General features: G+C 64.6%; 22 protein-coding genes and 1 tRNA gene. 15 read left to right on the forward strand and 8 right to left on the reverse strand.

Annotated elements, in window-relative coordinates; all coding sequences use genetic code 11:
- Nucleotides 1-26 precede the first annotated feature (26 nt).
- A complete protein-coding gene (locus KKQ75_RS07170) occupies nt 27-1,274 on the reverse strand; it encodes a nucleoside recognition domain-containing protein (RefSeq protein ID WP_213361245.1) in 1,248 nt (415 codons plus the stop codon).
- A 126-nt stretch (nt 1,275-1,400) separates the two neighbouring features.
- Between KKQ75_RS07170 and KKQ75_RS07175 the strand changes: the two genes are divergently transcribed.
- Nucleotides 1,401-1,730 (forward strand): cupin domain-containing protein, encoded by a 330-nt coding sequence (locus tag KKQ75_RS07175; RefSeq protein WP_213361246.1) that lies wholly within the window; start codon nt 1,401-1,403, stop codon nt 1,728-1,730.
- A gap of 4 nt (nt 1,731-1,734) precedes the next feature.
- Here KKQ75_RS07175 and KKQ75_RS07180 read toward each other — a convergent pair.
- Both KKQ75_RS07180 and KKQ75_RS07185 read right to left on the reverse strand, forming a co-directional pair.
- A tRNA-Ala gene (locus tag KKQ75_RS07180) sits at nt 1,735-1,810 on the reverse strand.
- 9 nt (nt 1,811-1,819) lie between these two features.
- A complete protein-coding gene (locus tag KKQ75_RS07185; RefSeq protein WP_213361247.1) occupies nt 1,820-4,507 on the reverse strand; it encodes a bifunctional acetate--CoA ligase family protein/GNAT family N-acetyltransferase in 2,688 nt (895 codons plus the stop codon).
- Between the two features lie 268 nt (nt 4,508-4,775).
- Between KKQ75_RS07185 and KKQ75_RS07190 the strand changes: the two genes are divergently transcribed.
- Nucleotides 4,776-6,005, forward strand: coding sequence for an MFS transporter (locus KKQ75_RS07190; RefSeq protein WP_213361248.1), 1,230 nt, complete (start codon nt 4,776-4,778; stop codon nt 6,003-6,005).
- A gap of 70 nt (nt 6,006-6,075) precedes the next feature.
- On the opposite strand, the gene fghA is transcribed toward KKQ75_RS07190, so the two are convergent.
- Complete coding sequence (gene fghA, locus KKQ75_RS07195) at nt 6,076-6,909, reverse strand: S-formylglutathione hydrolase (protein ID WP_213361249.1); 834 nt, start codon at nt 6,907-6,909, stop codon at nt 6,076-6,078.
- A gap of 198 nt (nt 6,910-7,107) precedes the next feature.
- Between fghA and KKQ75_RS07200 the strand changes: the two genes are divergently transcribed.
- The 6 genes from KKQ75_RS07200 to KKQ75_RS07225 all read left to right on the forward strand — a co-directional run bounded on the left by KKQ75_RS07200 (nt 7,108) and on the right by KKQ75_RS07225 (nt 10,508).
- Nucleotides 7,108-7,665: a sigma-70 family RNA polymerase sigma factor gene (locus KKQ75_RS07200; RefSeq protein WP_213361250.1), complete on the forward strand. Its 558-nt coding sequence runs from the start codon at nt 7,108-7,110 to the stop codon at nt 7,663-7,665.
- A gap of 13 nt (nt 7,666-7,678) precedes the next feature.
- Entirely contained in the window at nt 7,679-8,161 is a 483-nt protein-coding gene (locus tag KKQ75_RS07205; RefSeq protein WP_213361251.1) for an anti-sigma factor family protein, read from the forward strand.
- Nucleotides 8,158-8,613 (forward strand): periplasmic heavy metal sensor, encoded by a 456-nt coding sequence (locus tag KKQ75_RS07210; RefSeq protein WP_213361252.1) that lies wholly within the window; start codon nt 8,158-8,160, stop codon nt 8,611-8,613. Before KKQ75_RS07205 ends, KKQ75_RS07210 begins: the two co-directional genes overlap by 4 nt.
- Nucleotides 8,614-8,709: 96 nt before the next feature.
- Nucleotides 8,710-9,333 carry a DUF6448 family protein gene (locus KKQ75_RS07215; protein WP_213361253.1) on the forward strand — a complete coding sequence of 208 codons (624 nt, stop codon included), beginning with the start codon at nt 8,710-8,712 and terminating at the stop codon, nt 9,331-9,333.
- Nucleotides 9,334-9,336: 3 nt separating this feature from the next.
- On the forward strand, nt 9,337-9,804 hold the full coding sequence (lepB, locus tag KKQ75_RS07220; protein ID WP_213361254.1) for a signal peptidase I: 468 nt from the start codon (nt 9,337-9,339) through the stop codon (nt 9,802-9,804).
- A 218-nt stretch (nt 9,805-10,022) separates the two neighbouring features.
- A complete protein-coding gene (locus KKQ75_RS07225) occupies nt 10,023-10,508 on the forward strand; it encodes a hypothetical protein (protein WP_250131028.1) in 486 nt (161 codons plus the stop codon).
- Between the two features lie 148 nt (nt 10,509-10,656).
- Here KKQ75_RS07225 and KKQ75_RS07230 read toward each other — a convergent pair whose 3' ends face one another.
- Nucleotides 10,657-11,766 carry an S-(hydroxymethyl)glutathione dehydrogenase/class III alcohol dehydrogenase gene (locus KKQ75_RS07230; RefSeq protein ID WP_213361256.1) on the reverse strand — a complete coding sequence of 370 codons (1,110 nt, stop codon included), beginning with the start codon at nt 11,764-11,766 and terminating at the stop codon, nt 10,657-10,659.
- A 605-nt stretch (nt 11,767-12,371) separates the two neighbouring features.
- On the opposite strand from KKQ75_RS07230, the gene asd reads away from it, so the two are divergent.
- From asd to accD, 7 genes are all read left to right on the forward strand, one after another.
- Entirely contained in the window at nt 12,372-13,508 is a 1,137-nt protein-coding gene (gene asd / locus KKQ75_RS07235) for an aspartate-semialdehyde dehydrogenase (RefSeq protein ID WP_091813707.1), read from the forward strand.
- A 284-nt stretch (nt 13,509-13,792) separates the two neighbouring features.
- The gene (locus KKQ75_RS07240; protein WP_213361257.1) at nt 13,793-15,028 is read left to right on the forward strand and encodes a FimV/HubP family polar landmark protein; all 1,236 of its coding nucleotides are present in this window, start codon (nt 13,793-13,795) and stop codon (nt 15,026-15,028) included.
- A gap of 17 nt (nt 15,029-15,045) precedes the next feature.
- The gene (truA, locus tag KKQ75_RS07245; RefSeq protein WP_213361259.1) at nt 15,046-15,834 is read left to right on the forward strand and encodes a tRNA pseudouridine(38-40) synthase TruA; all 789 of its coding nucleotides are present in this window, start codon (nt 15,046-15,048) and stop codon (nt 15,832-15,834) included.
- 99 nt (nt 15,835-15,933) lie between these two features.
- On the forward strand, nt 15,934-16,608 hold the full coding sequence (locus KKQ75_RS07250; RefSeq protein WP_213361260.1) for a phosphoribosylanthranilate isomerase: 675 nt from the start codon (nt 15,934-15,936) through the stop codon (nt 16,606-16,608).
- A gap of 12 nt (nt 16,609-16,620) precedes the next feature.
- Nucleotides 16,621-17,895 carry a tryptophan synthase subunit beta gene (trpB, locus tag KKQ75_RS07255; protein ID WP_213361261.1) on the forward strand — a complete coding sequence of 425 codons (1,275 nt, stop codon included), beginning with the start codon at nt 16,621-16,623 and terminating at the stop codon, nt 17,893-17,895.
- On the forward strand, nt 17,892-18,701 hold the full coding sequence (gene trpA, locus KKQ75_RS07260) for a tryptophan synthase subunit alpha (protein ID WP_213361262.1): 810 nt from the start codon (nt 17,892-17,894) through the stop codon (nt 18,699-18,701). The genes trpB and trpA overlap by 4 nt, the downstream gene beginning before the upstream one ends.
- A 29-nt stretch (nt 18,702-18,730) precedes the next feature.
- Nucleotides 18,731-19,618, forward strand: coding sequence for an acetyl-CoA carboxylase, carboxyltransferase subunit beta (gene accD / locus KKQ75_RS07265; protein WP_213361263.1), 888 nt, complete (start codon nt 18,731-18,733; stop codon nt 19,616-19,618).
- 40 nt (nt 19,619-19,658) lie between these two features.
- On the opposite strand, the gene KKQ75_RS07270 is transcribed toward accD, so the two are convergent.
- The 3 genes from KKQ75_RS07270 to KKQ75_RS07280 form a co-directional block, all read right to left on the reverse strand.
- On the reverse strand, nt 19,659-20,168 hold the full coding sequence (locus tag KKQ75_RS07270; RefSeq protein WP_349772150.1) for a GNAT family N-acetyltransferase: 510 nt from the start codon (nt 20,166-20,168) through the stop codon (nt 19,659-19,661).
- Complete coding sequence (locus tag KKQ75_RS07275) at nt 20,165-20,437, reverse strand: DUF1778 domain-containing protein (protein WP_213361265.1); 273 nt, start codon at nt 20,435-20,437, stop codon at nt 20,165-20,167. Before KKQ75_RS07275 ends, KKQ75_RS07270 begins: the two co-directional genes overlap by 4 nt.
- Nucleotides 20,438-20,515: 78 nt before the next feature.
- Entirely contained in the window at nt 20,516-21,034 is a 519-nt protein-coding gene (locus KKQ75_RS07280) for a GNAT family N-acetyltransferase (RefSeq protein ID WP_213361267.1), read from the reverse strand.
- Nucleotides 21,035-21,179: the final 145 nt, after the last annotated feature.

The following is a 21,179-nucleotide window of genomic DNA, read 5'->3' on the forward strand; positions in this document are numbered from 1 at the left end:
AATTCTATCCCACTAGGGTTTACCCTTTATCTAAAGAATGCATACCCTACGAGTACCGCAGCGATGATACCGACAACATCCGCAAACAGGGCGCAGGCGAGCGCGTGACGTGTTTTTTTCACTCCCACACTGCCGAAGTACACCGCCAGCACGTAGAAAGTGGTTTCGGTCGAGCCCTGGATGATGGCTGCGACCTGCGCGGGGAAGGAGGCCACGCCGTAGGTGTCCATGACATCCACCATCAGGCCGCGCGCGCCGGAGCCGGAGAGGATTTTCATCAACCCTACCGGCAAGGCGGGCAGGAAGTCGGTCGGCAGGCCGAAAGCGGTGACGATGGCGGCAATGCCCTGCATGATCCAGTCCATGCCGCCGGAGGCGCGGAACACGGCGATGGCGCACAGCATGGCCACCAGGTAGGGGATGATCTGCACTGCGACGCCGAAGCCTTCCTTGGCGCCGTCGACGAAAGTTTCGTAGACGTTGACGCGTCTCAGCGCGCCGGCCAGCAGGAACAGCACCGCCAGCCCCAGGATCACGCCGCTGCCGATGGCACCGATCAGGCGGGCTGACTGCTCGGGCGGGAGCTGCGCCAGCCACCAGGTCAGGCCGCCTATTGCCGCACCGAATACGGCCAGCGGTGCCCAGACGGCCGGGCGCCATAGCGGCAGGCGCTGCACCAGCGCCACGATCAGCAGCGCTGACAGCAGCGAAATGGAGGTGGCGACCAGCGTGGGCAGAAAGATGTCGGCCGCGTTGAAGCCCGTCAGCCCCTGCTTGAGCGCGATGGTCTGGCGGATGGCGATGACCGAGGTGGGAATCAGCGTGAGGCCGGCGGTGTTGAGCACCAGGAACAGGATCTGGGCGTTGGTGGCGGTGTCGGGCTTGTCGTTGAGGGATTGCAGCTCCTGCATGGCCTTGAGGCCGAGCGGGGTGGCGGCGTTGTCCAGGCCCAGCATGTTGGCGGACATGTTCATGGTCATGGCGCCCTGCGCAGGGTGGCCCTGCGGCACGCCGGGGAACAGGTGGCGGAACAGCGGGTTGACGGCGCGGGCGAAGGCGTTGATGAGGCCGGCTTTTTCGCCCACGCGCAGGATGCCCAACCAGAGCGCCATCATGCCGGTCAGGCCGAGGGAGATTTCGAAGCCGGTCTTGGCGGCGTCGAACAGGGCGGTCTGCAGGCGGGAGAACACTTCCAGATCACCTTGCGCGAGCTGGAACAGGGCGATGACGAAGGCCGAGAGGAAAAAGCCGAGCCAGACGAGATTGAGGACCATGGGGGCACGCGGCCTGTGGAGTGGGACTGGATGCATTATCCCTGCGGGCAGCAAGCTCTTGGCGACAGGGCATCACGAAGGCCTGCGTATCATGGGCCGATCAGTGCTCAAGGAAAGGTAGCTGCCATGGCCAAGCCCCACGCCATTTCGAACCAGGTCGTTTCACTTGCCCCTTTGGGTCCTGCCCTTGCCGATACGCGCACCCATGCGCTGATCAAGGCCCGGCAGCTGGAGGTCGTGCGCATCGTGCTGCGCCAGGGCGAAACACTGCGCGAGCACAGCGTGCCGGGGGAGATTACGGTGCAGTGTCTGGAAGGCCGGATGCAAGTGCAAACCTCGCAGGGGACTCAGACGATGCGTGCGGGAGACTGGGTGCATCTGGCCGGAGGCGAGCCGCATGCGCTGGTCGCGGAAGAAGATGGATCGGCGCTGGTGACAATCTGCCTGACGACTTGAGGGATGGTGGAGACGAGGAGGATCGAACTCCCGACCTCCGCATTGCGAACGCGGCGCTCTCCCAGCTGAGCTACGTCCCCACACACTCCTCACAGCTGATGCGTCACCAACCTGAAATCCGGATCGTCCGGATAAGCCTTAATGGTGAACCCCAGCGCCCGCATCAGCTTCAGCATGTTGGAGTTGTTGGTCAGCACCAGGCCAATGATCTCACTCAGCCCCTTCTCCCGCGCCACATCCATGATCGAGCGCATCAGGCGTGAGCCCATGCCCTTGCCGGACATGTCGTCTGCCACCAGCAACGAGAATTCGCAGGTGCTGCTGTCCGGGTTGGTCACGTAGCGGGCCGAGCCGACGATGCGCTGCGTCTCGGTCACGCTGCCGTCCTCTTCCACGTGTTTCTCGGTCAGGATCGCCACCAATGCCATTTCGCGGTCGTAGTCGATCAGCGTGAACTTGGAGAGCATGTTCGGAGACAGTTCCGTCAGCGCAGATACAAAGCGGTTGTAGCGGCTCTCGGGTTTGAGGCCACGCACCAGTTCCTGAAGCATCTCGGCGTCGTCCGGATGGATCGGGCGCACGATGTAGTGCCCGCCACCCGGCAGCGGCCATTGCTGCTCGAATTGCGCCGGATACGGCAGGATGGACAGGTGCTGATAGGGCCGTGCCGTGGCCAGCGTGTTGCCCACCACGATGCGCGCATCCACCGCCACCGCGCCGTCTTCGTCGACGATGATGGGGTTGATGTCCATCTCTCGCAACTGAGGCAGTTCGCACACCATTTCCGACACGCGCAGCAGTACCTGTTCCAGTGATTCGCGGTTCACCGGCGTGGCGCCGCGCCAGGCATCGAGCGTGGCCGAGACGCGCGAGCGCTCGATCATGTGGCGTGCCAGGAACTGGTTCAGCGGCGGCAGTTCCATGGCGCGGTCGTCATACAGCTCGACCATGGTGCCGCCCGCGCCAAAGGCGATCACGGGGCCGAAGGGCTCGTCCGTCACCACGCCGATGTAGAGTTCGCGCCCGCGGTTGTGGCGCGCCATGCGCTGCACCGACACGCCGTTGATGCGTGCCTTGGGCATCTTGCGCGCCACGTTTTCCATCATCTCCTCGAACACGTCACGCACGCCCACGGCATTCATGATGTTGAGAGCCACGCCGTTCACATCGCTCTTGTGCGCAATGTCGGGCGAGTCGATCTTGAGCGCCACCGGAAAGCCCAGCTGCGAAGCCAGCATCATGGCCTCGGTTGCACTGCGCGCCAGGATCGTCTGCGTCACCGGAATATGGAAGGCCGACAGCAGCGCCTTGGATTCCATCTCCGTCAAAATCTGGCGGCGCTCGGCCAGCACGCCTTCCAGCAGCATGCGCGCGCCTTCCACATCTGGCTTGGCCAGGTGGGTGAGCGGTGGCGGCGTCTGCTGCAACAGCTTCTGGTTGTGGTAGTAGGACGCAATGTTGCCGAACGCACCGACCGCCGCTTCCGGGCTGCGGAAGGTCGGGATGCCGGCGTTGTTCAGGATGCCGCGCGCCTCGTGCACCGAGGCATCGCCCATCACGCAGCTGATCAGCGGCTTGGAAAATTTCGGACGCTCCTGCGCGATGGCCGTGGCCACGCCTTCCATATCGGCGCCGATCTTGGGCGTGTGGATGGTCAGCACGCCGTCAATGCCAGGATCGGACGCAGCAGCGCGCAAGGCTTCCAGGAAGTGCTCCGCCGATGCGTCTTCGGTCAGGTCCATCAGGTCCACCAGCGAGGCCTGCGGCAGCAGCTTGGGCTTGAGTGCGTTGATGGTGGTGTCGGACAGGTGGCCCAGTTCCAGGCCAATGTCGTTGGCGCGATCAGCCGCCAGCACGCCGGGGCCACCGCCGTTGGTGATGATGGCCAGGCGCTTGCCCACCGGACGGTAGCGCGATGCCAGACACTGCACGGCCGAGAACAGCTCGGTGAACGAACGGATGCGCACCGCACCGCCACGGCGCAGCGCGGCGTCGAACACCTCGTCGCTGCCAACGATGGCCGCCGAGTGCGTGCGCGCCGCCACGTTGCCGGCCTGCTTGCGCCCGGCCTTGAGCACCACCACCGGCTTGGCAATGGCCGCTGCGCGCAGCGCGCTCATGAAGTTGCGGGCGTTCTTGATGCCTTCCAGGTACACCACGATGCTGTGCGTCTGCGGATCGGCGGCGAGGAAGTCCAGCGTCTGCGCCATGTCTACCGCGGTGTGCGGGCCGAGCGAAATGACGGTGGAGAAGCCCACCTTGTTGGGCCGCGCCCAGTCCAGCAGGGCCGATGTGAGCGCCCCCGATTGCGACACCAGCGCCAGCGGCCCCTTCTCAGCAATCGGGCCGACGATGCTGGAGTTGAGCCCCAGGTGCGGGCGCTGGAAGCCGCGGCTATTCGGGCCCATCAGGAACATGTTGTTGCGACGGGCCACGGCGCGCAATTCGGACGCCTGCTCGGCCGTGATGCCGGTGGAAATGATCAGCGCCGCCTTGCAGCGGATGCGCCCGGCCACTTCCAGCGCCGCCATCACCTTGTGCGGAGGCAGCGCTACCAGGGCCAGATCAGCGCCGGTGTTGATCAGGTCGGCCAGGCGGCCTTCGGTGGTATCCACATCCAGAAAGTTGAACTTGCCGGCGTAGCGCTGCGCCGTCAGGGCCTCATAGAGGTTCTTCGCATCCCGGTAGGCGGGATCGGATTCGCGCAACTCGGGGTTGCCGGCAAACACCGCGATAGAGGAAGGAGCAAACAGGGGCGTGAGGTAATGCTGGTCCATATCGTAAGCCTGTCGGTTAAGAGCGCACAGAAACGCCGCGCGGCCACGGCAACGCGGCGGCGTGTAACACAGCAACTGTAACCGAGCTTCCCTGATTCCCCAATGGGTATTGCGGAGGATGTACTGACATGGATCACGCTCGCAAAACAATTCGCCGTCAGACGTTGCGCGGCAGCACACAGCCCCCATTTTTCTCCTATATTGGAAACTGCAGAAAAGGCATGCCTCGCCTGACCTGCCTTGCCGACTGATCCAGCCCTCGCACACCATGGCCGATTCGTCCAGCCCGTCCTCCTCTCCGCGCGTTTCTGCCCGCGCCCTGCCCGCCGGCATCTGGGCCATGGGCTTTGCCTCGCTGTTCATGGACATTTCGTCCGAGTTGATCCACAGCCTGCTGCCGCTGTTCATGGTGGGCACGCTGGGGGCCTCCATGGTGGCGGTGGGCCTGGTGGAGGGTATTGCCGAAGCCACTGCCTCCATCACCAAGGTCTTTTCCGGTGCACTGAGCGACTATCTGGGCAAGCGCAAATGGCTGATGGTGCTGGGCTATGGCATGGCGGCGCTGACCAAACCGATCTTTCCGCTGGCGCACAGCATGGGCTGGGTGATGGCGGCGCGCTTCATCGACCGCATCGGCAAGGGCATCCGCGGCGCGCCGCGCGATGCCCTGGTGGCCGACATTGCCCCGCCCGCACTGCGCGGTGCTGCCTATGGCCTGCGCCAGTCGCTCGATTCGGTCGGCGCGCTGGCCGGCCCGCTGCTGGCCGTGCTGCTGATGCTCTGGCTGGCAGACAACCTGCGGCTGGCCATGTGGTTCTCGGTGATTCCGGCCGTGGTCTGCGTGGTGCTGCTGGTGGTGTGGGTGCGCGATCCGGAAAAGCCGGCGGACGACGCCAAGGCCAATGGCAAGCGCCTGCGCTGGTCCAGCATCAGGGAGCTGCCGCTGCAATACTGGCTGATCGTGCTGATCGGCGCCGTGTTCACGCTGGCGCGATTCAGCGAGGCCTTTCTGGTGCTGCGCGCGCAGAGCATGGGAGTGGCAATGGCGCTGGTGCCGGTGGTGATGGTGGTGATGAACATCGTCTATGCCGCCGGGGCCTATCCCGCCGGCGCTGCATCCGACCGCATGCAGCCGCGCACGCTGTTGCTGCTCGGTCTGGCATTGCTGGTGGCGGCCGATGTGGTGCTGGCCACGGCGCCCAACGTGTGGAGGGTGTATGTCGGAGCCGGGCTGTGGGGACTGCACATGGCCGTCACGCAGGGGCTGCTGTCCAAGCTGGTGGCCGACCGGGCGCCGCAGGCCTTGCTGGGCACCGCCTTTGGCATGTTCAACCTGGTGAGCGGCGTGGCGCTGCTGGCGGCCAGCTTGATTGCCGGCTGGCTATGGGAAGCACATGGCCCGGCCACGACCTTCTGGGTCGGTGCCGGCTTTGCCGGGCTGACAGCGCTGGGGCTGCTGCTGGCGCCGGGTGCACGGGAAGCACCGCAAACCCGCTGAATTCGCTCCCCCTCAATGCCCAGCAGAGCGCCGTCTGCGCCCAGCGATACCCGGAGTGCCCGCTGCCCACTCAGTCGCTCATGGCCGCTGCATGGTGCGCGATGTGATCCCCGATGAAGCTGGCGATGAAGTAGTAGCTGTGGTCATAGCCCTGCTGCATGCGCAGCTTCAGCGGATGCTGCACGGCAGCGCAGGCTTTCCACAGCAATTCGGGCTTGAGCTGCCCGGCCAGGAAGTCATCCGCATCGCCCTGATCGACCAGCAAGGTCAGGCGTTCCTGCGCATTGGCGATCAACGCAACGGCATCATGCTGCTGCCACAGCGCCTCGTCCGGCCCCAGGTAGGCCGCAAAGGCCTTCTGCCCCCAGGGCACCTGGCTAGGCGCCACGATGGGTGAGAATGCCGAGACGCTGCGGTAGCACCCAGGATGGCGCAGTGCCAGCGTCAGCGCACCATGCCCGCCCATCGAATGCCCGGAAATGCCGCGTAGGTCGTTCGCAGGAAAGTGCGCCTCGATCAGCGCCGGTAGTTCGTCCACCACATAGTCTTCCATGCGGTAGTGCGCGGCCCAGGGCTGCTGCGTGGCGTTCAGATAGAAGCCCGCGCCCTGCCCCAGATCGTAGGCATCGTCATTGGCCACGCCGTCGCCACGCGGGCTGGTATCGGGCGCTACCAGGATCAGGTTGTGCTGTGCCGCATACTGCTGCGCCCCGGCCTTGGTGATGAAGTTCTGCTCGGTGCAGGTCAGGCCGGAAAGCCAGTAAAGCACCGGGCATTTCTCGCCAGCCAATGCCTTGGGTGGCAGATACACCCCCACGTTCATGCTGGTACCGGTGCTGGTGCTGGTGTGCTGCCAGACTTCCTGGCGGCCGTCGAAACTTGTGTGCTGTTCAATGCGCTGCATGCGCCATCCTCCCGAAAAACGCCGGCCCGTGCTACCCGGGCTCCGGCCAAGCATACACTGCCGCGGCAGCCGCGTGGTGCCCTGTACACTCGCGACATCCTTGGATATCTCGCGCCTGGTGCATGCCGGGTCGGTCATGATTCTTGTGCGCGCGTGGAACTTTTCCGCGCGCCATTCGTTGAATCCGTTGCCACGATCATGCGAATCACCACCAGCCAGCTTTCCGACGATGACTGCATTGCACGCGCCCAGCGTGGCGATGCGTCGGCGTTTGCCGAACTGGTGCGGCGTTTCCAGGATCGCGTATTCCGCTTTCTGCTGCGCCTGACCCGTACACGCGAGGACGCACAGGATCTGACCCAGGAGACCTTCATGCACGCCTACGAAGCGCTCCCCAAATGGCGCCCCGACGCCCTGTTCAGCACCTGGCTGCTGCGCATTGCGCGCAATCTGGCCTACGACATGCTCCGGCGCAGCCAGCGGGTCGATTTCGTCACGCTGGAGCCGGAACAGGAAGCCCGGCTGGTCGACACGGCCCCCACGCCCGAGGCCTCGCTGCACGACGTGCAGCAACTGCGCATGCTCGACGCCGCGCTGTCGCGCCTGCCTACGGACCAGCGCGAAGTCCTGCTGCTGCGCGAGATCGAACAACTGTCCTACGACGAGATCGCCCAGGTCCTGGAAGTGCCCCTGGGCACCATCAAGTCCCGCATTGCCCGTGCACGCCTTGCCCTGGCCGAAATCATGTCCCATTGAACGAGAGCCTGCCATGAACTGCCCTCCCACCGATGACCTGTCCGCCTATCTGGACAATGCCCTGCCCGCCGCAGAACACGAGCAGGTCGCCCAGCACCTGCTGCACTGCCCGCTATGCCAGCGCCAGTTGCAGGTCTTTACGGGCCTGCAGCACGCCCTGCATGCGCTGCCAACGCCGCCCCTGGGCTTCGACCTGGCCGCCAACCTGCAGGACCGCCTGCATGCCCATCCCAATACCAGGGCGCCTTCCAGCCGCCCAGGGCACTCTCGCCCCGGCCTGCTGTCCGGCTGGTTCGGCTGGCTAGGGGGTGCACCGGGCGGCGTGGCGGCGGGCATTGCCCTTGCGGCCGGCCTCTGGCTGGGTGGCGGCCTGCTGCCCGCGGCAACCGTGGGCAATGCCGCCGACATGGGCGGCGTACGCGTCTTCGATCCGGTGCCACCGGGCGGATTATGCGCTGCCCCCGAACTCTGCCGCATGACGAGGACCCTGCCATGAAAACCGAGCGCAAACCCCTCCACTGGCTGCTGGCCGCTTCCCTGGCACTGAACCTCGGCGTGCTGGGCGCCGTGGCCTGGCAGCAATGGCGCCCGCAGGCCGCTGCGCAGCACCTGACCGACATGCTGGAACTGGATGCCGCGCAACGCCAGCAATGGCAGGCGCTGGAGCGCCCCTTCCTGCAGGACCTCAATGGCAACTGGGAGCAGATCCGCCAGCATCGCGAGGCACTGGTAAAGGCGATTTTCTCGGCCACGCCGGACCTTTCCGCCATCGCCCGCGAACAGGCGCGCATCGCCGAGTTGCAGAACGCGCAGCAGCAACGCGTCATTACCCAGTTGATGGCCGAGCGCGAATTGCTCAACGACACGCAGCGCGCCAGACTGCTGGCCCTGCTGCTCAGCCGCTACTCCGCCGAACCGACGCAGGAAGAGCAGTTGCACGGCAAATGACGGGGATGGCCACGGCCAGGGAACTTTTTGCGCTCCCATTCGTTTGAATGAACAAGCCGGATATCACGGTGATTTTCATTCAGCAAGGAGAACATCATGCTTACCACTTCCCTTATCCTGTCGGCCATCGCCCTGTTTGCCCTGATCGCCCTCACCCCGCGTCGGGCCAGCGCGCACTGCGACACCGAAGACGGACCCGCAGTGGTCGATGGTTACAAGGCACTGCAGACCGGCAACATCAACTACGCCCTCAAATGGATCTTCGCCGACGGTGAAGCCGAACTGCGGCCCATATTCGAGCGTGCCATCCGCGTGCGTGCGTTGGGCGGCGAAGCAGCCGAGCTGGCCGACCGCCACTTCCTGGAAAACCTGGTGCGCATCCATCGCGCCGGAGAAGGCGCCGGTTATGACGGCATCAAGCCTTCCGGCACCGCGCTCGACCCAAAGGTGGTGGCCGCCGATGCCGCCATGCTCGATGGCAATCTGCAGCCGCTGCTGAAACTGACGCCAGCCGAGCAGCATGCCGAACTGCAGGCACGCTTCGAGCGCGCCCGTGCCAGCCTGGGTTTCGATGTCAACGATGTCGCCGCCGCCCGTGCGCACGTGGAAGACTATGTGTCGTTCTTCAAGTACGCCGAAGGCCACGATCATGGACACGGACACGGCGGTGGTTGCGGCCATGGGCACGACCACGGCCATCATCAGCCTCACGCCCACTGAGCCATGAGCAGCCTCTGGCTCTGGCTGGCAGCCCTGGCGACCGCGGCCCTCGCGGCGCTGGGCTTCCGGCGCTACCTCGGCCTGGTGATCCGCGTGCATTCCCGATCGATGCTGCCCACGCTGCGTGCAGGGCAGCTTCTTTTTGCGCGCCCTCTGCGCGATACCGCCCAACTCCGCCATGGAGACATCGTGGTGCTGCACTCGGCGGAGCTGCGCGAACGCATCATCAAACGCCTGATCGGGCTACCCGGTGACACACTGGTGATGGATACTCAGGGCCTGCAACGCAATGGCGAGCAGGTCATTGAATCCTATGTCGCACACCCCGGGGGACGGGCCGGCCATTGGCAAGTGCCTCCTGGGCACTACTTCGTGCTGGGCGACAACCGCGTCGCCTCCAGCGACAGCCGCAGCTGGCAAGCTCCGTATGTGCAGCCCGATGCCATCGTTGGCGTTGCAAGAGGCAAGTGACACCCCCTGGATCGGTGGACAGAACGAGCACCCCACCCTCAATCCCGACTCCGCCTCGGAGAGCCGAGGACAGTCCGGCACACCAGCGCCTGCAACGAAGGGCGCTTTTTTCAAAAAAAATGTGCAACCCGTGGAACTTTCCCCGTTCCCCACTCGTTAGTACATGCAAGCCGACTGATTCGGCCCTTTTCAATCCGAACCATTCAAGGAGAATCCTCATGCAACGCCGTACCATGCCCCTCATCCTCGCCCTCGTCCTGTCCACGCCGCTGGCGGCCTTTGCGGCCGACAACGCCCACAACCACGGCGCCGCCAGCGAAACCCACACCATCCAGCTGAACAACGGCAAGAAGTGGGCCATCGACGCGCCGCTGCGCAAGGGCATGGAATCCATCCAGGCATCCACCAACAAGACGCTGCACCGCATCCACGCAGGCAAGGCCACCTCGAGCGACTACGCCGCCTTCAACAAGCAGGTGAATGAGGATGTCGCCTATATCGTCAAGAACTGCAAACTCGATCCCAAGGCCGACGCAGAACTCCACGGCCTGATCGGCCAGATGATGAATGGCGCCGAAACAGCCCAAGGCAAGCAGGGCGATGCCAAGCGCGCCGATGGCGTGGTGAACGTGGCCAAGGCCCTGAACACCTACGGCGACTATTTCGACCATAAGGGCTGGAAGAAGATCGACCTGGGCCACTGAGCCTCAGCCGGGCGCAGCACGGCGCCCTGGCCCTCCGGGACGATACACTCCCGCGACGGGAAAGACCGTGCAGCACAGAGCAAGAGGATGGTCGCAAAGACACCATCCTCTTTGTCATTTCGGGCGTGGCGCGCCCGAAACCGCCCGCTCAATAATGCACCACGCTGCGGATCGACTTGCCCTCATGCATCAGGTCGAAGGCCTCGTTGATGTCGGTCAGCGGCATGGTGTGGGTGACGAAAGGCTCCAGCTGGATCCTGCCGGCCATGGCATCTTCCACCATGCCCGGCAGCTCGCTGCGGCCCTTCACGCCGCCGAAGGCCGTGCCCAGCCACTTGCGGCCGGTCACCAGCTGGAACGGGCGGGTGGAAATTTCCTGCCCAGCCCCGGCCACGCCGATGATGACGGACTGCCCCCAGCCGCGGTGCGCACATTCCAGCGCAGCACGCATCACGTTCACGTTGCCGATGCACTCGAAGCTGTGGTCCACCCCCCAGCCGGTCATCTCGACAATCACCTGCTGGATCGGCTTGTCGTGGTCCTTGGGGTTGACGCAATCGGTCGCACCGAAGGTGCGCGCCAGATCGAACTTGCCGGGATTGGTGTCGATGGCGATGATGCGCCCCGCCTTGGCCAGCTTGGCGCCCTGGATCACTGCCAGACCGATGCCACCCAGGCCGAAAACGGCCACGGTATCGCCTTCCTGCACCTTGGCAGTGTTCTTCACCGCACCCAGCCCGGTCGTCACGCCGCAGCCCAGCAGGCAGATCTGCTCCGGGTTGGCATCCGGATTGACCTTGGCCAGCGATACCTCCGCCACCACGGTGTACTCGCTGAAGGTGGAGCAGCCCATGTAGTGGTAGATCGGCTCGCCGTTATAGCTGAAGCGCGTGGTGCCGTCCGGCATCAGGCCCTTGCCCTGGGTGGCGCGCACGGCCACGCACAGGTTGGTCTTGCCGCTCTTGCAGAACAGGCACTCGCCACACTCGGCGGTGTAGAGCGGAATCACATGGTCGCCCGGCTTCACGCTGGTAACGCCCTCGCCCACTTCCACCACCACGCCGGCGCCCTCATGGCCCAGCACGGCGGGGAATACGCCCTCGGGATCGTCCCCGCTCAGCGTGAAGGCATCGGTGTGGCAGACGCCGGTATGGGTGATGCGGACCAGCACCTCGCCCTTCTGCGGCGGGGCCACGTCGATCTCGACGATTTCCAGCGGTTTTCCGGGGGCGAATGCGACGGCGGCACGGGATTTCATGGCGGTTTTCTCCTAGGGAATGGTCGTTCCGGAAGCGCGAGTCCAGGCGCTCCATGCCGAGAGCATACCCGGTCTGCACAGGCTGCACTCCGTCGCCAACGCATCACGCCCGCAGTCCGCCCATATCCTTCCCGATCGCGCAGTTGGTCACGTTTCGGCAGCCTACCGCGCCATCGCAACGGACTGATTGCCCGACGCCTGCGCTGCACCTCCGCAACGCCACCTCCGGGTGGCGTTTTTTGCGTCTACGCCACGCATTGCGCCCGCAAATTCGGCTTTTTCGGCAGGCCTTTCCAATTAGCACAACCGTGCATCGGGGTTGCTCCCTATAATCGTTTGCATGTCTAGCAATGTTGCCTTCTGCCCCCAGTGCGCGCCTTCCGGCGTCCGGGCTGCGGCATTGCCTGCTCCCATCACCAAAACGACAACCATCAAGGGCTGACTGCTCGGGTTCGTCGTGCGCCAAATCCGGCCGGACGAGCCGGCTGCAAACCTCCCCTGAAAACCTGCGTTGCCGTTCGGTGGCCCTGCTTTGGCACGGACACGGTGGCGATGGTGTGTCCGGATGTCTGGTTCATTTTTGAAAATCGCGAAAGGTGTGCACGATGAAAGTTGGAAACGTAGTAGGTCTGGTGGGCTGGCGCGGCATGGTCGGCTCCGTGCTGATGGACCGCATGCAGGCAGAGAATGACTTTGCCCTGATCGAGCCGGTGTTCTTCTCCACCTCCAACGCCGGCGGCGCTGCCCCGGCCATGGCCAAGAACGAGAAAACCCTGAAGGACGCGCACGACATCGAAGCACTGAAGAAGTGCGACATCATCCTGACCTGCCAGGGTGGCGACTACACCAACGAGGTGTTCCCCAAGCTGCGCGCCGCCGGCTGGAACGGCCACTGGATCGACGCTGCCTCCGCCCTGCGCATGGAGAAGGACGCCGTCATCGTGCTGGATCCCGTCAACATGCCGGTGATCAAGAACGCCATGGCCAACGGCGGCAAGAACTGGGTGGGCGGCAACTGCACCGTGAGCTGCATGCTGATGGGCGTGGGCGCACTGTACAAGGCCGGTCTGGTCGAGTGGATGAGCACCCAGACCTACCAGGCCGCTTCCGGCGGCGGTGCCCAGCACATGCGCGAACTGCTGACGCAGTACGGCACGCTGAACGCCGAAGTCAAGGCCCTGCTGGATGATCCCAAGAGCGCCATCCTCGAGATCGACCGCATGGTCGTGGCCAAGCAGCGCGCCCTGACCGCTGCCGAAACCGCCAACTTCGGCGTGCCGCTGGGTGGCAGCCTGATTCCGTGGATCGACAAGGATCTGGGCAACGGCCAGTCGCGCGAGGAATGGAAAGGCATGGCTGAAACCAACAAGATCCTGGGCCTGGGCGCCGACTTCGGCTCCAGCGAGATCCCGGTGGACGGCTACTGCGTGCGCGTGGGCGCCATGCGCTGCCACAGCCAGGCGCTGACCTTCAAGCTGAAGAAGGATGTGCCCGTGGCCGACATCGAAGCCATGATCGCCGCCGACAACGACTGGGTGAAAGTGGTGCCCAACACGCGTGAAGCCACCGTGCAGGACCTGACACCCGTCGCCGTGACCGGCACCATGACCATCCCGGTCGGCCGTATCCGCAAGCTGGCCATGGGCCCCGAATACGTCGGCGCGTTCACCATCGGCGACCAGCTGCTGTGGGGCGCTGCCGAGCCGCTGCGCCGCATGCTGCGCATCCTGCTGGAGGCGTAAGCACCATTGCCGCTGCCTGGCGGCAGTACCGCGTCATGGGCGCAACGTCTTCGGGCGCTGCGCCTTTTTGTTGCGCGGCCAGGAACGGACCGCATGTAACCCCCCTTTTCCGGCCATTGTGAGCCACCCCAGGCAGTTAGACTATCGCCATGAATATCTGCCGCCCTGCTTTCCCGCTTGATCGTCCTGCACATGCGCTCGCTGCCGCGGCCCTCCTTGTCTGCATTGCACTCCCCGCAACGGCGCAACAGGCGACTGCTCCTGTATCGGACCCGGCTGCAATCGTGGTGCAAACCAAGCCCGGTGCCATGGTCAGCCGCATTGCTTCCGCGCATCGTCCGGCAGGCGCTTCCATCGACCAGATGCTGCTGGCCATCCTGCAGGCCAACCCCGATGCCTTCATGGCCGGAAATATCAACCTGCTGAAGAAGGGGGCAGCACTGACCATGCCCGCCGCAGCCGAGGTTCTGGCCACCCCTGCTGCCGATGCACGTCGCCAGATCCAGCAGCAGAATGCGGATTTCGAAAAGCACGGCTATCGGCTGGTACAGATGGCAGCAGCCTCAGCCGCGTCCTCTGGGGCAAGCTCTGCAGCCAGTCCTGACGCATCTGCCACCGCACCTGCACTGATGGCAGGTGCCGCCAGTGACCCGCAGGCTTCGGCAGATGCCGTCGCATCGCCTCAGGCAGTGACGGCTGCGACCGCCAACACTGCTTCGGCCGCTTCCCAGGCAGCCGACGCGGCACCCCCGGCGGTCGCCGAGCCCATTACAGCAGCCAACGCGACTGACGGGGCTTCTGCTCCTGCACTGTCCGCATCCGATGTAGCCAGCGCCACTGCCGCTGCGGCTGCCGTCAGCGCCCCCGCAGAATCCGCCAGCGCACCTGGCGCCGCAGCTCCTGTTCCGGCTACCGACAGCGGCATCAACCCGCTAACGTGGCTGGCTGCCGGTGCTGCCGTGCTGCTTGCCAGCGTGGCCTGGCTGATGCTGCGCATCCGCCGCATGCGGGAAGAAGAGCGCCTTGCTGCCGAGGCTGCCGCGGCCCAGCCCCGCGCTGCTGCCGAAGCCCTTTCCCGCGTCTGGAACGTGGATCACCAGACCGCTGAATCGTCCTCCACGGCCCAAGCTCCTGCTGCCACAGAGACACCCGGCACTGCGGACGCGCTCACCGCTGCGCCAGCAAGCGCAGCCACCCAACCCGAAGCCTCTACGGCCGAAATCGACGGCCTCACGCTCGACCTGAGCGCACTGGAAGAGGCAAGCACAAACGCTCCCGCCATCCAGCCCCGCACCTTCGACTTCAGCAGCATCGACCTCGAACTGGAAGACGAGTCAGACACCACGACGAGCCCCGAAGCACTGCTGGCCCGTCTGGAACTCGCCCGCGAATTCCTGGCCATCTCCGATTTCGACGGTGCCCGTACGCTGGCAGAAGAAGTCGCGGACAAGGCCGACGAGGAACTGGAAGCGCAAGCCCGACAGCTACTCGACGCAATCGACGCCGCGGAAAAACAGTGAACGCAGACAAGCCCCGCATGCGCATCGCCCTTGGCGTCAGTTATCTCGGCACCGCCTACAACGGCTGGCAAAGCCAGCCCGATGGCCAGACCGTGCAGGACAAACTCGAACTGGCTCTGCAACGTTTCACTGACGGCCCGTCCGTCAACACCCTGTGCGCCGGCCGCACGGATGCCGGCGTGCACGGCCTGATGCAGGTGGTGCACTTCGACACCGACATCCGGCGCGATACCAATTCCTGGGTACGCGGCACCAACACCTATCTGCCGCCCGACATCGCCGTGCAATGGGCGGCCGAGGTGCCGGACAGCTTCCATGCGCGCGCGGCAGCCATCGCGCGCCGCTACGTCTATGTGCTGATGGAATCGCCCGTGCGCCCCAGCCTGGAGGCCAACCGCGTCGGCTGGGTGTTTCGCCCGCTCGACCAGACCGCCATGCAGGATGCAGCCGGGCGCATGCTCGGAGAGCATGATTTTTCCAGCTTCCGCGCCGCCGCCTGCCAGGCGCTCAGCCCGGTCAAGACGGTGCAGCGCATTGCCATCAGCCGTCGCGGCGCCTACTGGCGCTTCGAATTCCAGGCCAACGCCTTTCTGCACCACATGATCCGCAACATCATGGGTTGCCTGATCGCGGTGGGCCACGGGCACAAGCCGCCGCAATGGATCGACGAGGTACTGGCCGCGCGCAGCCGCGATGCCGCCGCGCCCACCTTTGCACCGGGCGGACTGTACTTTGCCGGGCCTGTCTATGAAGCGCACTGGGGATTGCCGGAGCGCACGGCCAGTTTTGACTGGCTGCCAGGCTGAGCGCCCAGGCATTTGCCACCGTTCACGGGCTTCGCCAGCGCCCAGATGCTTTTTCAGGGTCGGCGCATGATCCGGCCCGCCGTCCTTGACAATAGCGCCATGCAACATCCCCGCACCCGCATCAAAATCTGCGGTTTCACCCGCGAACAGGACATCGACGACGCCGTGGAAGCCGGCATCGACGCCGCCGGCTTCGTGCTCTACGCCCCCAGCCCGCGTGCCGTCACGCCGCAGCGCGCCGCCGAGCTGGCGCGCCGCCTGCCGCCCTTCGTCACGCCCGTGCTGCTGTTCGTCAATGCGGACGACGCGCTGCTGGCGGAAGCTGCCGAGGCCGTGCCCCAGGCGCTCTGGCAATTCCACGGTGACGAAACGCCCGAGCGCTGCGACGCTGTAACAGGAAACGGCCGCCGCCCCTACCTGCGTGCCGCCCGTATTCCGCTGGGGGATGACGCCCCGCGCTTCGACTTGCTAGAATTCAGCCATCTGTATTCAAACGCCCAGGCCATCCTGCTCGACGCCCATGTCGACGGTTATGGCGGTGGCGGCAAGGCATTCAATTGGTCACAGCTTCCAACAAACGTCGACGCTCGCCTCGTTTTGAGTGGTGGGTTGACGCCTGCAAATGCGGGCGATGGCGTGCGCCTGTTGCGCAAGCGCTGTAAATCGCTGTCGGTGGATGTCAGTTCCGGCGTAGAGTCGGCCAAGGGCATCAAGGACGCCGGCAAGATCCGTGCCTTCATCGCCGCCGTGCGCGCGGCCGACAGCACGCCCTGATCGAGAATTCCCATGTCTGCATATTCCCAACCCGATGCCAACGGGCACTTTGGCAAATACGGCGGTGCGTTCATCTCCGAAACGCTGACGCACGCCATCGACGAACTCAAGCAGGCTTACGCCCGCTATCAGCACGACCCCGACTTCATTGCCGAGTTCAAGCACGAACTGGCGCATTTCGTCGGCCGTCCCTCCCCCATCTATCACGCCGCGCGCATGAGCCGCGAAATGGGCGGCGCGCAGATCTACCTCAAGCGCGAAGACCTGAACCACACCGGCGCGCACAAGATCAACAACACCATCGGCCAGGCGCTGCTGGCCAAGCGCATGGGCAAGCCGCGCGTGATTGCCGAGACCGGCGCCGGCCAGCACGGCGTGGCCACCGCCACCATCTGCGCACGCTACGGCCTCGAATGCGTGGTGTACATGGGCGCGGAAGACGTGAAGCGTCAGTCGCCCAATGTCTACCGCATGCACCTGCTGGGCGCCAAGGTGGTGCCGGTCGAATCCGGCAGCCGCACGCTCAAGGATGCGCTGAACGAAGCCATGCGCGACTGGGTCACCAACGTCGACAACACCTTCTATATCATCGGCACCGTGGCCGGCCCGCACCCCTACCCCATGATGGTGCGCGATTTCCAGAGCATCATCGGCGAGGAATGCCTGACGCAGATGCCCGAGCAGAATGCCGGCCGCCAGCCCGATGCCGTCATCGCCTGCGTGGGCGGCGGCAGCAATGCCATGGGCATCTTCTACCCCTACATCAAGCACGAAAATACGCGCCTGATCGGCGTGGAAGCCGCTGGCGAAGGTCTGGATACCGACAAGCACGCTGCCAGCCTGCAAATGGGCGCCCCGGGCGTGCTGCACGGCAACCGCACCTACATCCTGCAGGATGCGAACGGCCAGATCACCGAAACGCACAGCATCAGCGCCGGCCTGGACTATCCCGGCGTCGGCCCCGAGCACGCCTGGCTGCGCGACACCGGCCGTGCCGAGTATGTCGGCATCACCGACAAGGAAGCGCTCGAGGCCTTCCACTACCTGTGCCGCACCGAGGGCATCATCCCCGCGCTGGAATCCAGCCATGCCGTGGCCCATGCCATGAAGTTGGCCAAGACCATGTCGCCCGATCAATCCATCCTGGTCTGCCTGTCCGGCCGTGGCGACAAGGATATCGGCACCGTGGCCGACCTGTCCGGCGTCGATTTCTACGATCGCCCGTCCATGCGCGGCCATGTCGTCAAGGGTGGCGCCGGCCAATCCGGTGAAGGAGTCCAGCAATGAGCCGCATCGCATCCACCATGGCTGCCCTGAAAGCCCAGGGCCGCACCGCCCTCATTCCCTACATGATGACGGGCTATCCCCACAAGGGCTGCACGCCCGAGCTCATGCACGCCATGGTCGGAGCCGGCGTGGACATCATCGAACTGGGCATTCCCTTTTCCGATCCCATGGCCGACGGCCCGGTGATCCAGCAGGCGGCCGAACAGGCGATTGCCCAGGGCAGCGGCCTGCCCGACGTGCTGGAGGCCGTGCGCAGTTTCCGCCAGAAGGACGACAAGACGCCCGTGGTGCTGATGGGCTACGCCAACCCGATCGAGTGTTACGAACTGCACCATGGCACCGGCAGCTTCGCGCGCGATGCTGCCGCAGCCGGCGTGGACGGCCTGCTGGTGGTGGACTATCCGCCCGAGGAATGCACCGAGTTTGCCGCGCAGCTGCGTGAGCATGGCATGGACCTGATCTTCCTGCTGGCCCCCACTTCCACGCCGCAGCGCATGGAACAGGTGGCGCAATTGGCCAGCGGCTATGTCTATTACGTCTCGCTCAAGGGCGTGACCGGGTCCGGCGCGCTGGATACGGCCGCCGTGGCAGAAGCCATCCCGCGCATCCGCGAGCACGTGAAGATCCCGGTCGGAGTCGGTTTCGGCATCCGCGATGCCGAAAGCGCGCGCGCCATTGCCGAGCATGCCGACGCGGTCGTGATCGGCAGCCGCATCATCCAGCTCATCGCCAACGAGCAGGGAGAAGGCATCAACCGGGCGGCTGCCAGCTTTCTGCAAGGTATCCGTAGCGCATTGGACGCATAATTACGCCAACTGAAATACAACATCACACTATGAGCTGGTTGGAAAAACTGCTGCCTGCCAAGGCAACCAAGGCCGCAAACCACGGCAGCGAACGCCGTTCGAACATGCCCGAGGGCCTGTGGATCAAGTGCCCAAGCTGCGACACGGTCCTCTACAAGAACGATCTCGAACAGAACCAGAACGTCTGCCCCCAGTGCGGCCACCATCACCGCATGGGTGCGCGCGAGCGCCTCAATGCCTTCCTCGATGCCGAGGGCCGCTACGAACTGGGACAGGAAGTGCTGCCGGTAGACGCGCTCAAGTTCAAGGACAGCCGCAAGTACCCCGAGCGCCTGAAGGAGGCGCTGGAAGCCACCAATGAAACCGATGCGCTGATCGTCATGGGCGGCAGCGTGCAGAGCATCAACGTTGTCGTGGCCTGCTTCGAATTCGACTTCATGGGCGGCAGCATGGGCTCGGTGGTGGGCGAGCGCTTTGTGCGGGGCGTCGAGCACGCTATCGAGCAGAAGGTGCCCTTCATCTGCTTCACCGCCACCGGCGGCGCGCGCATGCAGGAAGGCCTGCTGTCGCTGATGCAGATGGCCAAGACCAACGCCGCCCTCACCCGCCTGGCGAAGAAAGGCCTGCCCTATATCAGCGTGCTGACCGACCCGACCATGGGCGGCGTGTCGGCCGGTTTTGCCTTCGTGGGCGATATCGTGATTGCCGAACCCAAGGCCCTGATCGGCTTTGCCGGCCCGCGCGTGATCGAGAACACCGTGCGCGTGAAACTGCCCGAGGGCTTCCAGCGCGCCGAGTTCCTGCTGCAGAAAGGCGCCGTCGACATGATCACCGACCGCCGCGAACTGCGCAGCACCATTGCCAAATCCCTGGCCATGCTGCAGCGCATGCCGGCGGACGCGGTCGAGGCGGCTTGAGTCAGCGCCGCCGTTCGACGACGGCGGTTTTATCCTGTAGTCAGCGTGTCATCGTGCCAAGCCCGGCAATGCTCAGGCGAAGCATCAAGGTCAGTGCATGCACCGGTGACGGCTGGAATCCATAATGCTCGTAAAAGGCGCGTGCCTTGTCGTGCAAGGCATGCACCAGCAAGGCGCGAACGCCCGCATTCTCGGCCACATTCAGGGAGCGCCGAACAGCATCCTGCAATAGCGCAGCCCCCAGCCCCCTGCCTCGCGCTTGCACATCGACCGCCAGACGGCCCAGCACCATCACCGGAACAGGATCCGGCATATTGCGACGCACCGCGCCAATGGCCTCCTTGTGCGACACCGCGCCGGCCGCAAGCGCGTAATAGCCGTATACCCGGCCTTGCGCATCCGCAACGACAAAAACACGGCTTGCACCCGCAACATGATTGGCCAGGGCCCGGCGTTTGAGCCAGTCGTCCAGTACTGCCTCCCCACTGTCGAATGCGGCGAGTTGATGCTGGACCGAAAGCGGCCGCGGGGCCAGCAATTCCACGCTCACGCCTCCGGCTCGACCCATGGCGCTTTGACCTGCATCAGCCGGACGAGGCCGGCATTGCTGGCAGGCTCGGCATCCAGCAATTCGGTAAAGCGCTGGAAACGGCTGGCATCCAGCGCGAAGTGCACCTGATCCAGCAGAACGGCTTGCGCGCGCTCACAAGCCACTTCGAGCATGAAGTCCGAGCGATTCTTGCCGAGCAGCATGGCCGCCTGATCGATCAGGTCACGCTGTTCAGGCAATGCACGCAGATTGATTGCAGCATCCCGCATGGCTTTCTCCTGGTGGCTATACAACGGATATACATCCTATCAAACGTATATCCGTTGTCAATACATACTCGAACACTGTTACAGCGTCAACTGCATCCACGCCAGATCCAGCCAGCGCCCGAACTTGATGCCCACCTCGGGCATCAGGCCGGTCTGCACAAAACCCAGCTGCCGGTGCAGCGCAATGGACGGCTGGTTGCCGGCCTCGATGGCCGCCACCATCACATGCTTGTCCAACGCGCGGGCGCGTTCGATCAGCACCTGCATCAACTGGCGCGCTACGCCCTGGCCGCGCGCCTGCGGATGCACGTAGACCGAGTGTTCCACGGTGTGCCTATAGCCATCGAAAGCCCGCCAGTCACCAAAGCTGGCATAGCCCAGTACATTCCCGCCTTCGTCCACCGCCACCAGCACCGGATAGCCCATCTGCTGGCGCGCCTGCAGCCAGCCCACCCGATTGGCTTCATCCACCTCAATTTCGTTCCAGATGGCCGTGGTATGCACCACAGCGTCGTTGTAGATGTCGCGGATGCCGGCGGCGTCCTCGACTCCTGCATCACGAATCACAACACTGGAGTGGGAAATGGGGTAAGGCATACGAAGCAAAATAAAAATTACGGTTTAGACGCACAAGGGGGCAGACTCGATCATGGCGTCATTGCCTTGCCCGCCAGGCTCGCCACAGCGACCATCCCGGGCCTGCAGGCGCAAGAACGTCCGAAGCCATTGCCCGGCAAGGTGT

It is taken from the genome of Brachymonas denitrificans (assembly GCF_907163135.1).
In the GTDB taxonomy this organism is placed as follows: domain Bacteria; phylum Pseudomonadota; class Gammaproteobacteria; order Burkholderiales; family Burkholderiaceae_C; genus Brachymonas; species Brachymonas denitrificans_A.

Coding starts and splice junctions, on each gene's coding strand:
- KKQ75_RS07170 (WP_213361245.1), bottom strand. CDS start 1,274: ATGGTCCTCAATCTCGTCTGGCTCGGCTTTTTCCTCTCGGCCTTCGTC.
- KKQ75_RS07175 (WP_213361246.1), top strand. CDS start 1,401: ATGGCCAAGCCCCACGCCATTTCGAACCAGGTCGTTTCACTTGCCCCT.
- KKQ75_RS07185 (WP_213361247.1), bottom strand. CDS start 4,507: ATGGACCAGCATTACCTCACGCCCCTGTTTGCTCCTTCCTCTATCGCG.
- KKQ75_RS07190 (WP_213361248.1), top strand. CDS start 4,776: ATGGCCGATTCGTCCAGCCCGTCCTCCTCTCCGCGCGTTTCTGCCCGC.
- fghA (WP_213361249.1), bottom strand. CDS start 6,909: ATGCAGCGCATTGAACAGCACACAAGTTTCGACGGCCGCCAGGAAGTC.
- KKQ75_RS07200 (WP_213361250.1), top strand. CDS start 7,108: ATGCGAATCACCACCAGCCAGCTTTCCGACGATGACTGCATTGCACGC.
- KKQ75_RS07205 (WP_213361251.1), top strand. CDS start 7,679: ATGAACTGCCCTCCCACCGATGACCTGTCCGCCTATCTGGACAATGCC.
- KKQ75_RS07210 (WP_213361252.1), top strand. CDS start 8,158: ATGAAAACCGAGCGCAAACCCCTCCACTGGCTGCTGGCCGCTTCCCTG.
- KKQ75_RS07215 (WP_213361253.1), top strand. CDS start 8,710: ATGCTTACCACTTCCCTTATCCTGTCGGCCATCGCCCTGTTTGCCCTG.
- lepB (WP_213361254.1), top strand. CDS start 9,337: ATGAGCAGCCTCTGGCTCTGGCTGGCAGCCCTGGCGACCGCGGCCCTC.
- KKQ75_RS07225 (WP_250131028.1), top strand. CDS start 10,023: ATGCAACGCCGTACCATGCCCCTCATCCTCGCCCTCGTCCTGTCCACG.
- KKQ75_RS07230 (WP_213361256.1), bottom strand. CDS start 11,766: ATGAAATCCCGTGCCGCCGTCGCATTCGCCCCCGGAAAACCGCTGGAA.
- asd (WP_091813707.1), top strand. CDS start 12,372: ATGAAAGTTGGAAACGTAGTAGGTCTGGTGGGCTGGCGCGGCATGGTC.
- truA (WP_213361259.1), top strand. CDS start 15,046: ATGCGCATCGCCCTTGGCGTCAGTTATCTCGGCACCGCCTACAACGGC.
- KKQ75_RS07250 (WP_213361260.1), top strand. CDS start 15,934: ATGCAACATCCCCGCACCCGCATCAAAATCTGCGGTTTCACCCGCGAA.
- trpB (WP_213361261.1), top strand. CDS start 16,621: ATGTCTGCATATTCCCAACCCGATGCCAACGGGCACTTTGGCAAATAC.
- trpA (WP_213361262.1), top strand. CDS start 17,892: ATGAGCCGCATCGCATCCACCATGGCTGCCCTGAAAGCCCAGGGCCGC.
- accD (WP_213361263.1), top strand. CDS start 18,731: ATGAGCTGGTTGGAAAAACTGCTGCCTGCCAAGGCAACCAAGGCCGCA.
- KKQ75_RS07275 (WP_213361265.1), bottom strand. CDS start 20,437: ATGCGGGATGCTGCAATCAATCTGCGTGCATTGCCTGAACAGCGTGAC.
- KKQ75_RS07280 (WP_213361267.1), bottom strand. CDS start 21,034: ATGCCTTACCCCATTTCCCACTCCAGTGTTGTGATTCGTGATGCAGGA.